This window comes from Methylobacterium organophilum (assembly GCF_022179465.1).
GTDB lineage: Bacteria > Pseudomonadota > Alphaproteobacteria > Rhizobiales > Beijerinckiaceae > Methylobacterium > Methylobacterium organophilum.
In genome coordinates this window covers 1-11634 of record NZ_BPQV01000010.1, presented here as the reverse complement: position 1 = coordinate 11634, position 11634 = coordinate 1, and the positions used below count along the sequence as shown (strand labels likewise).

The following is an 11634-nucleotide window of genomic DNA, read 5'->3' as shown; positions in this document are numbered from 1 at the left end:
GACGGGAGCGCTTCCGCGGAGCCTTCGTTCCTGCCGCCGTCAAGCGACAGGGACCATCCGATGAGCGTCGTCGATCTCGCCCGGTTCGTTGAGGATCTCGCGACCCAGTCCGGGGCAGCGATCCTGCCCTTCTTCCGCGGCCATTTCGGCATGGACGACAAGGCGCGGGGCTCGGCCGGCGCGTTCGATCCGGTCACGGAGGCCGACCGCGCCGCCGAGACGGTGATGCGCAACATGATCCGCGCGCATTTCCCGACCCACGGCATCCTCGGCGAGGAGTTCGGCGCCCAGAACACCGATGCGGAATGCGTCTGGGTGCTCGACCCGATCGACGGCACCCGTGCCTTCATCGCGGGGCTGCCGACCTGGGGCACCCTGATCGGGCTCACCCATCACGGCGCCGCCGTGCGTGGCATGATGCACCAGCCCTATCTCCAGGAGCGCTTCACCGGCGACGGCCGGACCGCCAGCGTGCGCACGCCCAAGGGGGAGCGCCGTTTGCAGGCCCGGATCACCGAGCGCCTCGCGGACGCGATCCTGGCGACGACCGATCCCCGGCTCTTCGCGGAGGGCGAGGAGCGGGAGGGCTTCCGCGCGGTCGAGGACGCAGTGCGGCTGTCGCGCTACGGCGCCGATTGCTACGCCTATTGCATGCTCGCCGCCGGCCAGATCGACCTCGTGGTCGAGGCCGGGCTGAAGCCCTACGACATCGTCGCCCTGATCCCGATCGTGGAAGGCGCCGGCGGCGTCGTCACCGCCTGGGACGGCAGCCCGGCGACGGGAGGCGGCCGCATCGTCGCCGCCGGCAACCGCCGCCTGCACGAGGCGGCCCTGGCGCGGCTCAACGGCAGGGCGTGAGGCCTTAGGCCTCCACCCGCTCCATCCGCCGTTCCACCGCGGCCTCGCTGCCGGGGATGAAGGCGTCGAAGGCGGCCCAGAAATCGGTGCGGATCGCGTCGCATTCCGTCAGGATCTCGTGGCGGGCGCCCGGCAGCACGATCAGATGTCCGGCCTTGAGACGGCTCGCGAAGCGCTCCGTCACCGGCGTGCCGCAGACCGGGTCGGCGCCGGCCGCCACCACCAGCACCGGCAGGGTGATACGCGGCGGCACCCGGGGATCGCGCAGCACCCGCATGGCCCGGAAGGCCGAGGCCAGCCAGGCGATGGTCGGGTCGCCCACCGCGCCCGCGCCGACGCTCGCCGCCGCCGCGGCGTTGCGGGCATAGCGCTTCGGATCGCTCGAGAGGCGGTTGCCGGCAAAGGGTTTCGTCGCGATCGAGGTGGGGCCGCCGAGCGGGATGTAGCAGCGGCCGAAGCCGAGGCGATGCAGCCCGCGGGAGAGCACGGCGGCGACCGTCGGCCAGCGCACCATCCGGATCGACAGCATCGGCGCCACGGTGACGAGCCGCTTGAACGGGAGCCAGCCCTCCAGGGCGCCGGTCAGGGCCACGGCGCCCCCCATGGAATGGGCCAGGCAGAAATACGGCTCGGGCATGAGCGGCACCAGAACCGCCTCCTCGATCGCCGTCAGGTCGCGCCGGAAATCGGAGAAGCGGCGGACATGCCCCTTGTGGGGGTCGCGCACCTGCCGGCCCGATTCCCCCTGGCCGCGCCAGTCGAAGGCCACCACGCAGAAACCGCGGCGGCGCAGATCGGCGATCGTCTCGTAGTATTTCTCGATGAACTCGGCTCGGCCCTGCAGCAGGCAGACGGTTCCCCTGATGGTGCGGGTGGTCGGCCGCCAGGTCGCGGCCCGCAACGACACGCCATCCGCCGTCCGCACCGGCACCAGCGTGCCGCCCGGCGGTACGGGATTGTCGGGCGTCGATCTCAAGGTCAGCATCGGCGGCGGATCCAGACGGGAAGGCAGGGATTGGGGAAGCGAAAAAACTTCGTCCGAAGACGCCACCAAGCTCTTGCGGAGGTCTTTCCCCGGACCGATATCAGCAACGCGCCGGCCGATACGGCGGCGCGACGGTCCGGCCCGAGGGCGGACCAGCTTCGATACATGTTGCTTCTTACGGAGGATATGTCATGCGTCAGTTCGACCTCGCTCCCCTCTATCGCTCCACCGTCGGCTTCGATCGGCTGTTCGCCGCCCTCGACGGCTTCGTGAGCGCGGAGCAGGCACCGACCTACCCGCCCTACAACATTGAGCGCACCGGCGAGACCACCTACCGCGTCACCGTCGCGGTTGCCGGCTTCACCGAGTCCGACCTCTCCATCGAGGTCAAGGAGAATGCGCTGACGATCAAGGGCGAGCGCAAGCCCGTGGAGAACAAGTCGGTGGAAGTCCTGCATCAGGGCATCGCCGCGCGCGCCTTCGAGCGCCGGTTCCAGCTTGCGGACCATGTCCAGGTCACCGGCGCCACGCTCGAGAATGGGCTTCTCCACGTCGATCTCGTCCGCGAGATCCCGGAGGCCAAGAAGCCGCGCCAGATCCAGATCGCCTCCGGCCGAGCCTCGAGCCAGCCGGCGATCGAGGGTTCGGTCCAGCAGGCGGCCTAATCGCCCGATCTTTTCAGGAGAGCGCCCCGGCCCGCCAGGCCGGGGCGTTTTTGCATCTACCGGCTTCGGTATCAGTAATCCCCGAAGCGGTCGTTCGCGCTCGGCTCGTAGCAGGTGTAACCGATGAAGCAGGCCCGCGTGTCGCGTGCCGGCACGAAGGCGCGTCGGCCCACCTCCGTCGGCTGACAGAAGCTCGCGTCACGCACGAAGCGGTCGTAGGTCTGACCGCCGGTCCCGAGCACCGCCGCGCCCTCCCGCATCAGCAGCCCGCGGGCCTGAGCGCAGGTCAGATCCAGGGTCGAGATCCGCGCGAGTGCCGGAGAGCTTGCGCAGCAGAGGGCGACGGCGAGAAGGCGGGCACGCGGCACGGCTCGGCTCCGGAAGGCAGGATCGGAGTGCCAACCCTCGTGACGGGACCGCGGATCCGTGCGGCCGATCAGCCGACGCTCCGTTCGATTTCCTCCTCGTCACAGATCACCCCGGCCACGCTCGCGAATTCCGCCGGCGCCGCGGGCGCGACCGGTGCCGGGGCGGCAGCCGCCTCGACATAGGCGGCGAGGAACACCCGCATCACATGGGCGATGCCGGCCGGCGTCACGGAGCGCAGGTCTTCCTCGAAGTAGCGCCCGGCATTCGGGCCGCCGGTGACGATCTCGTAGGCCGGGAAATAGGCGACGTTGGCGTGCTTCTGCGCGACCTCGCCGGCCGCGGCCCGGAGCACCGCCTTGGAATAGGTGCTGGAGAGCAGCACATGTCGGTCCTCGTAGGTCGCGATCAGCGGTACCGGCGAGACGGTCAGGATCACCCGGGCCCGGGCGTTCACCCCGCGCAGCCGTTCGAGGAAGCCGTCGAGATCGGACACCGTCTCCGAGACGGTGGCGTTCACGAAGGCATACCGCTCCGGGTCGAAGGCACCGCCCGCCACGCCGGGGGCGAGGGGATAGGCGGCGCCGTCCCTCCGCGCCCGCCAACCCTCCGTCAGCCCGAGGGTGAAGACGAACACATCGAGGGTCTCGAAGAGGGTCCGCACGGCCGCGAGATGCGCCCGCGCGGCCTCCGCCACCGCCCCCGCATCCGCGAAGCCTTCGGGCTCGATCGTGGGGCGGAAGGGATCGACGAAGCGGCCATCCGGCCTTGCCCAGGCGGCCTCTTCCGGCGCGAAGGCACCATAGGCGCGGTCGAAGAGCTGAACGAGTTGGCGGGTGTGATAGAGGTTGCCGTAGCGGGCCGAATAGGTACCGAACTGGCGCCGCGCCGCCTCCGCCTCGGTCAGGCCTTCCGGGGCCGTCTCGGTGACGTGGTAGTGGAAGCCTGTGTCCCGCAGGGCGCGAGCGACGTTCTGCGCGAAGCAACTGCCGCCGGTGGCGATGCGGTCCTCCCGGGTGATCGGGAAGGGTCCGATCCCGGCAGGGTTGAGAGCGAAGGGCGCCGGCCCGGCCACGGCCCGGCGCCAGAAGCGCGCATCCGGTAGGCCGGAATAGGGATTTGTCACGGTCACGCCTGTGCCAGAGCGGCCCCGGCGGCCGCCGGGAAGGCTTAGCGCATGGCCGGTGGCGAGGGGAGGGCGACCTGCCCTCCAGCGGCTCTTGCAAACCGGCACGATGGGCCGGGCTACCGGGCACGCCGCCCAGAGGCGCGAAAGTGAAAACAATACCGACGAACAGTTTCAAATGACTTCGTATCGACGCCGCACGGACCGAAGCAATTTTCAAAAATCAATCGCCAAGCTTGTGCATCAAATCTATTCAAATTAGGTTTCACGCGCCAAATCAAAATCAGTGAATCTATTACGGGAGGGTGGCATTGCCTACGGCGTCCTGCTCTACGACCGATTCGAACCGGATACTCTGGACGAGGCCTATGTGCAGCAGGTTCAGGGCTTGCTGGATCGGGTCCTGTCCATGCCGGGAGCCATCTCCTTCATGGGCTACCGTTCCCTGGCCGGCAGCCCCAACACGATCAGCTTCACGGAATTCGACACGGTCGAGGATGCCCAGCGCGCCGCGGCGTCCGAGGAGCTGCAGGCGGTCTTCAAGGCGATGGAAGCCACGGGGACGCGGCCGACCCTGCTGGTCATGGAGCGCTCGCCCCTGACGCCGAACCCCATCATGGCCTCGGGCCGGTAGAAGAGCCGGCCCGCACCGGGCCCCGATCAGGCCATGCCCCCGATTGCAGGATGCGAGGTGGTCGCATGGAATCGCTGGGTGGAATCGCTTGGCAAGGATCGGGCTGGGTCTCGCCCTCAGCCCGCCGCGCTGAGACGCACTGGCGGTTGGGCCTCCCCGGCCATCATCCGGGCGAGCTCGACGATCTCGCGGATCTGGAAAGGCTTGCGGACATAGATGCTGCCGGGCACCGGCCGCCGGTCCATCCGGGCGGCGGTGGAGGCGTAGATCACCGGACGGTCGGGATGGATCGCCCGATAGGCATCGGCCACCATCCAGCCGTCGATCAGGCCCGGCAGGTTGATGTCGGTGAACAGCCAGTCGATCTCGGCCCCGCGCTTGCGCAGCATGGTCAGGGCCGCCTCGCCGCTGGAGGCCGAGAGCACGGCGATGCCCTCCCGCTCGCACAGCATCGTCAGCATCTCCAGCAGGAGATAATTGTCTTCGACCACGAGGACGCTGGCAAGCGGGGACATGCGACGATCCGCAGGCAAGTGATTTTATCGATCACAACCTGGATTGGTTAAGCTTTTCTCAATGCCCCGCGCGCCTGAGTCCGACTTTCGGGAATCGGGAGCAGGCGATGCGTCGCGAGGGCGCGGTGTTCGACGGGGAGGTCGTGGCGGAGCTGGAAGAGCTGTTCGGCCGCACGAAGCTGATGGACCTGCTCGCCCGGCTCGATCACGAGATCGCCGGGCGCCTGCGGCCGGCCGCGCGGGACACGACGCAGCTCTCCTCCGATGCCCATGCCCTGGTCTCGGTCAGCGGCTCCCTCGGCTTCCTGCCGCTCTCGCAGGCCTGCGCCGATCTCGAACGCGCCTGCCTGCGCGGCGGCGACCTGTCCGCGCCGCTCGAGGCCGCCGTCGCGGCTGCGGAGGCGGCGACCTGGGCCATCGCGGATCTGCGCGCGGCCTGAGATCCGCGCTGTTGCCGCAGCGCAACGATGCCGCGCCTTCGTCCGGCCCGAACCGCTCCCGCCGCGGCCTCGCCCCAATTGCCGGGCGAACAGGAGCGACCGGCGGCACCGTGGTGTGCGGGAACACTTCGCGAAGCGCGCCGGTGGGCGATGGCACCGCACCGTCAAGGTTGACGGAACCTTCGCTTAACCGTGCAAGACTAGAAATCCGCGGACGAAGACACGTGACGGGGCGGCCCTCTCCGGCGCCCGCCGCCTCCAGGAGATTGAAGCCCATGTCGAGACCCGCGCATGCCCGTGCGATGGCCCTGGCGGCCGCGCTCTGCGCCGCGCTCAGCGTCGCCGCCTGCTCCAACGACAAGGACCTCGCCGACGCCTCCGCCTTCGGGGCCAACGGCGGTGCCGCCCGTCCGGGCAGCCCGCAGGACTTCGTGGTGAATGTCGGCGACCGCGTCTTCTTCGAGTCGGATTCCTCCGACCTGACGCCCACCGCCACCGCCACCCTCGACAAGCAGGCCTCCTGGCTGCAGCGCTACCCGCGCTACACCTTCCTGATCGAGGGCCATGCCGACGAGCGCGGCACGCGCGAGTACAACTTCTCCCTCGGCGCCCGGCGCGCGCAGGCGGTCAACGACTACCTCGCCTCCCGCGGCATCGCCGCGAGCCGGATCCGCACCGTCTCCTACGGCAAGGAGCGCCCGGTCGCGGTCTGCAACGACATCTCCTGCTGGTCGCAGAACCGCCGCGCGGTGAGCGTCCTCGACGGCGGCGCCGGCTCCTGAAGCCTCGGCGACCGAGGCCGAAACGACCCGCCCGCACCGGGTTTGCTGCGGTGCGGGCATTTGCTAGGGCAGGGGCGGCGGGTCGACGCCCCGCCTTCCCGGACGATCCACGGTGCCAATGCCCATGCTGCGCCGCCTGCTGCTGACCACCTGCCTCGGATGGGCGAGCCTGAGCCCCGCCTCGGCCCAGGATGCCGCTGATCTGATCGTGCGCCTGAACCGGCTGGAGAACGTCTCCCGCCAGCTCTCGGGCCAGATCGAGCAGCTGCAATACGAGAACCGCTCCCTCAAGGAACAGCTGCGCAAGTTCCAGGAGGATGTCGAGTTCCGCTTCCAGGAGAGCAAAGGCGGCGGCAGTGCGCGCAAGGGGCCGGCCCCGGCGGCCTCGCCTTCGGGGGGCGCTCCCTACGGCACCAATCCCGGCGAGGGCCGGCCCGGCAAGCGCGGCGACGCCTTCGACCCCGGCCAGAACCCCGGTGCCCCCGGCGCCCCGCGCCAGCTCGGCACCACCACGCCCTCCGCCCCGCTGGAGACCACGCCCGTGGCCCGGGCCGAGCCCCTGCCGCAGGGCGCCCTGCCCGATCCCGATGCGGAGCACGAAGAGGGCGATCTGCCCCCGCCCGGCCTCGGCGGCCCGGTCGATCTGTCGCCGCCCCCGGCGCGGGTGCCGACCACCGGCGCGATCAGCCCGCCGCCGCCCAAGGCCAGCATCGCCGCCACAGGCAGCGGCGACGCGGAAGCCGATTTCGAGGCGGCCTCGACCCTGGTGCGCGAGCGTCAATACGAGCAGGCGGAGATGAGCCTGCGCCAGTTCATCCAGTCGCATCCCCGCGACAAGCTCGTCGCCAGGGCGACCTACTGGCTCGGCGAGAGCTACCTGCAGCGCAACCGCAACCGCGAGGCGGCCGAGCAATTCCTGAAGGTCTCGACCGACTACGCCAATTCGCCAGTCGCGCCGGAGGCGATGATGAAGCTCGGCGCCTCGCTGGCCGCGCTCGGCGCCAAGGCCCAGGCCTGCGCCACCCTGGCCGAGGTCGAGCGCAAGTTCCCGAGCGCCGGCGCCGGCGTGCGCCAGGGCGTCGAGCGCGAGCAGAAGCGCGCGCGCTGCACGACGTGAACGGCGCGGCGCCGGATCTCGACGCCCGGCTCGCCCGCGCCCTCGCGCCCTTCCTGACCACCCGGACGATCCTGCTCGCCGTCTCCGGCGGCCCGGATTCGACCGCGCTCCTCCAGGCCGCCGCCCGCCATCGCGGCACGGCCGAGCTCCACGTCGCCACCGTCGATCACCGCCTGCGGCCCGAAGCGGCGGCCGAGGCCGCGGCGGTCGGGCGCCTCGCCGCGAGCCTCGGCCTGCCGCACCGGGTGCTGGTCTGGGAGGATCCCCCGGAGGGCGGCGGCCTCCAGGCGGCGGCCCGTGCCGCGCGCTACCGTCTGCTCTTCGCCCAGGCCGCCGCGATCGGGGCGGATCTCGTCCTCACGGCCCATACCCGCGACGACCAGGCCGAGACGGTGCTGATGCGCCTCCTCGCCGGAAGCGGCCCGGCTGGGCTCGCCGGCATGGCCCCGCTGCGGGCCGCGGGAGAGGGGATCGGCCTGGGCCGGCCCTTCCTCGGGATCGCGAAGGCCGATCTCGTGGCCTATTGCGAGGCCTGGGCGCTGCCCTTCCTGCGCGATCCCTCCAACAGCGATCCCCGCTTCGGCCGCGCCCGCCTCCGGGCCCTGATGCCGGCCCTCGCAGCCGAGGGCCTGAGCGCGAGTCGCCTCGCGCGCCTCGCCGAGCGCCTCGCCCGCGACGAGGCCGCCCTGGGCACGGCCGCCGCGGCCCTGCTCGCCCGGGCGGAGCGGCAGCCCGCCGGCCATCCCCTCGAAGGCCGCCTCGAACTCGACGGGGCTGTCCTGCGCGGCCAGCCCGCCGCGATCCTGCTCCGCCTGTTCGACCGGGCGCTCGAAGCCGTGGCGTCGGGGGAGCCGGATCCGGTGCCGCGCCGCCTGGAGCGCCTGGAGCAGCTCGTCCTCGCGGAGCTGCTTCCGGCCCTCGAAGACGGACGGGCCCTGCGCCGGACCCTGCGGGGCGTCCTGGTCAGCCTCGGCCCGAACGGACGGATCCGCCTCGCGCAGGCGCCGCCGCGCCGGGCACGTGCGCTGGCACATCGCAGCAACCAAGAGCGTTGACCAGATTGCCCCAGCAACGCCCGATTTACTTGGCAAGGGGTTGGGCGACGCCTACATTGGCGACGAGCGCGTGGAGCCGACCCGCAGCCGCGGGATGATGCTCGCACGCCTCCCAGGACCGATCGATGAACCCGAACTTCCGGAATTTTGCCCTCTGGGTCGTCATCTTCCTTCTGGTTCTCGCCCTGGTGACCCTGTTCCAGAATCCGGGTCACCGCGGCGGCGGAAGCGAGATCGCCTATAGCCAGCTCCTCAACGACGCGGATTCCGGCAAGATCCAGTCTGTCGTGATCTCCGGGCAGGACGTCAGCGGCACCTATGTCGGCGGCGGCAATTTCACGTCCTACATCCCGAACGATCCGAGCCTGGTCTCCAAGCTCCAGAGCAAGGGCGTGCAGATCACCGCGCGCCCGCCCTCCGACAACACGCCCTGGTTCATCCAGCTTCTCGTGAGCTGGCTGCCGATCCTCGTCTTCATCGGCGCCTGGATCTTCCTCTCGCGCCAGATGCAATCGGGCGCCGGCCGGGCCATGGGCTTCGGCAAGTCGAAGGCCAAGCTCCTGAACGAGGCGCATGGGCGCGTCTCCTTCGACGACGTCGCCGGCGTCGAGGAGGCCAAGGAGGACCTTCAGGAGATCGTCGAGTTCCTGCGCGATCCGCAGAAGTTCCAGCGCCTGGGCGGCCGCATCCCCCGCGGCGTGCTGCTGGTCGGCCCCCCCGGCACGGGTAAGACGCTGATCGCCCGCGCGGTCGCCGGCGAGGCCAACGTGCCCTTCTTCACGATCTCCGGATCGGACTTCGTCGAGATGTTCGTCGGCGTCGGCGCCAGCCGCGTGCGCGACATGTTCGAGCAGGCCAAGAAGAACGCGCCCTGCATCATCTTCATCGACGAGATCGACGCGGTCGGCCGTCATCGCGGCGCCGGCCTCGGCGGCGGCAACGACGAGCGCGAGCAGACCCTCAACCAGCTCCTCGTGGAGATGGACGGCTTCGAGGCCAACGAGGGCGTCATCATCATCGCGGCGACCAACCGCCCCGACGTGCTCGACCCGGCGCTGCTGCGTCCCGGCCGCTTCGACCGCCAGATCATGGTGCCGAACCCGGACGTGACCGGCCGCGAGCGCATCCTGCGCGTCCATGTCCGCAAGGTCCCGCTCGCCCCGGACGTCGACCTCAAGACCATCGCCCGCGGCACCCCCGGCTTCTCCGGCGCCGACCTGATGAACCTCGTCAACGAATCCGCCCTGCTCGCGGCGCGGCGCGGCAAGCGCATCGTCACGATGCACGAATTCGAGGATGCCAAGGACAAGGTCATGATGGGCGCCGAGCGGCGCACCCTGGTCATGACCGAGGACGAGAAGCGGCTCACCGCCTATCACGAGGGCGGCCACGCCATCGTCGCCCTCAACGTGCCGGCGACCGATCCGGTCCACAAGGCGACGATCATCCCCCGCGGCCGCGCCCTCGGCATGGTCATGCAGCTGCCCGAGCGCGACAAGCTCTCGATGTCCTTCGAGCAGATGACCTCGCGCCTCGCCATCATGATGGGCGGCCGCGTGGCCGAGGAGATGACCTTCGGCCCCGACAAGGTCACCTCCGGTGCCCAGTCGGACATCGAGCAGGCGACTCGTCTGGCCAAGATGATGGTCACCCGCTGGGGCTTCTCGCCCGAGCTCGGCACCGTGGCCTACGGCGACAACAACGACGAGGTCTTCCTCGGCATGTCGATGGGCCGCCAGCAGACGGTGTCCGAGTCGACGGCCCAGAAGATCGACGCCGAGGTCCGTCGCCTCGTCGAGACCGGCCTAGAGGATGCCCGCCGCATCCTGCGGGAGCATCAGGAGGATCTCGAGGCCCTGGCCCAGGGTCTGCTCGAATACGAGACCCTGACCGGCGACGAGATCCGCAAGCTGCTCCAGGGCGAGCCTCCGGTGCGCGATTCCGGCGACGTTCCGCCGACCCCGGCCCGCGGCTCGCCCGTCCCCTCCGCCGGTCGCGGCCGGCCCCGGGAGAGCGACGGCAGCCTGGAGCCGCAGCCTCAGGGCTGAGACGCCGTCGAGGTCGAACCAGAGGGGCGCCGCAGGGCGCCCCTTTTTCGTGCCCGATCCCCGAGTTTCACCTCATCGAGTCGGCCTGAGAGGCTGAATCTGAGCGGGACGGCACGCGAGCGGAAACAGGGCCCATGTCCCTCTCGGCCTATATGATCCTCGCCTTCGGGGCAGGGCTCGCCGGCTTCGTCCAGGGCCTCTCGGGTTTCGCCTTCGGCCTCGTCGCCATGTCGGTCTGGGCCTGGGTGATCGACCCGAAGCTCGCGGCACCGCTTGCCGTGTCGGGCGCCCTGACCGGACAGATCGTCGCCGCGCTCACCGTGCGGCGTGGGTACGACCTACGCCGCCTCGCCCCCTTCGTGCTCGGCGGACTGGCCGGGATTCCCCTGGGCGTCACCTTGCTGCCCTGGCTCGACATCGACCTGTTCAAGGTCATGCTCGGCACCCTGCTCGTCGTCTGGTGCCCGGCCATGCTCGTCGCGAAGGATGGTCCGCGACTGACCGTCGGCGGCCGGCTGGCGGATTCGCTGGTCGGGCTCGGCGGAGGCCTGCTCAGCGGCCTCGGCGGCTTCACCGGTACGCTGCCGACGCTCTGGTGCACCCTGCGCGGCTACGAGCGGGAGGTTCAGCGCGCGGTCATCCAGAACTTCAATCTCGCGATGCTCCTCGTGACGATGCTCACCTATCTGGGTACGGGCCTCGTCACCCCGACCATGCTGCCGGCCTTCGCGGTGGTGCTGCCCGCCATGCTGGTCCCGACTTTCCTCGGAACCCGCGCCTATGTCGGCCTCGGCGAGACCACCTTCCGCAAGCTCGTCCTGGGCCTCCTGACCGCTTCCGGCATCGCCCTGCTCGCATCGGCCCTGCCGAAGGTGCTGTAGCGCTTGAAAGCGCGGGCCCGTCCCGCGCAGTTCAGCGCTCCGCCGGACGCGCCGGAAAGCGCAGAGCGGGAGGGGTTTCTTCCGCGCTCAGGCGGCGCGCACGGTGTCCAGGAAGTGGGCGACCTCGGCCGAGAGGCGCTCGGACTGGCGCGAGAGCTCGGA

13 protein-coding genes are annotated in these 11634 nt (G+C 70.4%); 9 read left to right on the top strand and 4 right to left on the bottom strand.

The window, feature by feature from the left end; all coding sequences use genetic code 11:
- Positions 1–60 precede the first annotated feature (60 nt).
- A complete protein-coding gene (hisN, locus tag MFF21_RS16370; protein WP_238312363.1) occupies positions 61–858 on the top strand; it encodes a histidinol-phosphatase in 798 nt (265 codons plus the stop codon).
- 4 nt (positions 859–862) lie between these two features.
- Here hisN and MFF21_RS16365 read toward each other — a convergent pair whose 3' ends face one another.
- The gene (locus MFF21_RS16365; protein WP_238312362.1) at positions 863–1843 is read right to left on the bottom strand and encodes an alpha/beta fold hydrolase; all 981 of its coding nucleotides are present in this window, start codon (positions 1841–1843) and stop codon (positions 863–865) included.
- Positions 1844–2034: 191 nt separating this feature from the next.
- Between MFF21_RS16365 and MFF21_RS16360 the strand changes: the two genes are divergently transcribed.
- A complete protein-coding gene (locus tag MFF21_RS16360) occupies positions 2035–2508 on the top strand; it encodes an Hsp20 family protein (protein WP_238312361.1) in 474 nt (157 codons plus the stop codon).
- 71 nt (positions 2509–2579) lie between these two features.
- Here the strand turns inward: MFF21_RS16360 and MFF21_RS16355 are convergent, their stop codons facing one another.
- Both MFF21_RS16355 and MFF21_RS16350 read right to left on the bottom strand, forming a co-directional pair.
- A complete protein-coding gene (locus tag MFF21_RS16355; RefSeq protein WP_238312360.1) occupies positions 2580–2876 on the bottom strand; it encodes a hypothetical protein in 297 nt (98 codons plus the stop codon).
- A gap of 68 nt (positions 2877–2944) precedes the next feature.
- Positions 2945–4000, bottom strand: coding sequence for a GSCFA domain-containing protein (locus MFF21_RS16350; protein ID WP_373325041.1), 1056 nt, complete (start codon positions 3998–4000; stop codon positions 2945–2947).
- Positions 4001–4409: 409 nt separating this feature from the next.
- Here MFF21_RS16350 and MFF21_RS16345 point away from each other — a divergent pair, with 409 nt between their 5' ends.
- A complete protein-coding gene (locus MFF21_RS16345) occupies positions 4410–4634 on the top strand; it encodes a hypothetical protein (protein ID WP_238312358.1) in 225 nt (74 codons plus the stop codon).
- A gap of 116 nt (positions 4635–4750) precedes the next feature.
- Here MFF21_RS16345 and MFF21_RS16340 read toward each other — a convergent pair whose 3' ends face one another.
- Positions 4751–5149 carry a response regulator gene (locus MFF21_RS16340; protein WP_238312357.1) on the bottom strand — a complete coding sequence of 133 codons (399 nt, stop codon included), beginning with the start codon at positions 5147–5149 and terminating at the stop codon, positions 4751–4753.
- Positions 5150–5256: 107 nt separating this feature from the next.
- On the opposite strand from MFF21_RS16340, the gene MFF21_RS16335 reads away from it, so the two are divergent.
- The 6 genes from MFF21_RS16335 to MFF21_RS16310 all read left to right on the top strand — a co-directional run bounded on the left by MFF21_RS16335 (position 5257) and on the right by MFF21_RS16310 (position 11472).
- A complete protein-coding gene (locus MFF21_RS16335; protein WP_238312356.1) occupies positions 5257–5589 on the top strand; it encodes an Hpt domain-containing protein in 333 nt (110 codons plus the stop codon).
- A 275-nt stretch (positions 5590–5864) separates the two neighbouring features.
- Positions 5865–6371, top strand: a complete 507-nt coding sequence (gene pal, locus MFF21_RS16330) for a peptidoglycan-associated lipoprotein Pal (protein WP_238312355.1) — start codon at positions 5865–5867, stop codon at positions 6369–6371.
- Positions 6372–6495: 124 nt separating this feature from the next.
- Positions 6496–7488 carry a tol-pal system protein YbgF gene (gene ybgF / locus MFF21_RS16325; RefSeq protein ID WP_238312354.1) on the top strand — a complete coding sequence of 331 codons (993 nt, stop codon included), beginning with the start codon at positions 6496–6498 and terminating at the stop codon, positions 7486–7488.
- Positions 7485–8543, top strand: a complete 1059-nt coding sequence (gene tilS, locus MFF21_RS16320) for a tRNA lysidine(34) synthetase TilS (protein WP_238312353.1) — start codon at positions 7485–7487, stop codon at positions 8541–8543. Before ybgF ends, tilS begins: the two co-directional genes overlap by 4 nt.
- Positions 8544–8668: 125 nt before the next feature.
- Positions 8669–10591, top strand: coding sequence for an ATP-dependent zinc metalloprotease FtsH (gene ftsH, locus MFF21_RS16315; RefSeq protein ID WP_238312352.1), 1923 nt, complete (start codon positions 8669–8671; stop codon positions 10589–10591).
- Between the two features lie 134 nt (positions 10592–10725).
- On the top strand, positions 10726–11472 hold the full coding sequence (locus MFF21_RS16310) for a sulfite exporter TauE/SafE family protein (protein ID WP_238312351.1): 747 nt from the start codon (positions 10726–10728) through the stop codon (positions 11470–11472).
- Positions 11473–11634 lie beyond the last annotated feature (162 nt).

Bases quoted from the DNA above. Each gene is read 5' to 3' on its own strand.
- MFF21_RS16310 (WP_238312351.1), top strand. From the start codon at position 10,726: ATGTCCCTCTCGGCCTATATGATCCTCGCCTTCGGGGCAGGGCTCGCC.
- MFF21_RS16335 (WP_238312356.1), top strand. From the start codon at position 5,257: ATGCGTCGCGAGGGCGCGGTGTTCGACGGGGAGGTCGTGGCGGAGCTG.
- pal (WP_238312355.1), top strand. From the start codon at position 5,865: ATGTCGAGACCCGCGCATGCCCGTGCGATGGCCCTGGCGGCCGCGCTC.
- hisN (WP_238312363.1), top strand. From the start codon at position 61: ATGAGCGTCGTCGATCTCGCCCGGTTCGTTGAGGATCTCGCGACCCAG.
- ybgF (WP_238312354.1), top strand. From the start codon at position 6,496: ATGCTGCGCCGCCTGCTGCTGACCACCTGCCTCGGATGGGCGAGCCTG.
- MFF21_RS16365 (WP_238312362.1), bottom strand. From the start codon at position 1,843: ATGCTGACCTTGAGATCGACGCCCGACAATCCCGTACCGCCGGGCGGC.
- MFF21_RS16340 (WP_238312357.1), bottom strand. From the start codon at position 5,149: ATGTCCCCGCTTGCCAGCGTCCTCGTGGTCGAAGACAATTATCTCCTG.
- MFF21_RS16360 (WP_238312361.1), top strand. From the start codon at position 2,035: ATGCGTCAGTTCGACCTCGCTCCCCTCTATCGCTCCACCGTCGGCTTC.
- MFF21_RS16345 (WP_238312358.1), top strand. From the start codon at position 4,410: ATGCCGGGAGCCATCTCCTTCATGGGCTACCGTTCCCTGGCCGGCAGC.
- ftsH (WP_238312352.1), top strand. From the start codon at position 8,669: ATGAACCCGAACTTCCGGAATTTTGCCCTCTGGGTCGTCATCTTCCTT.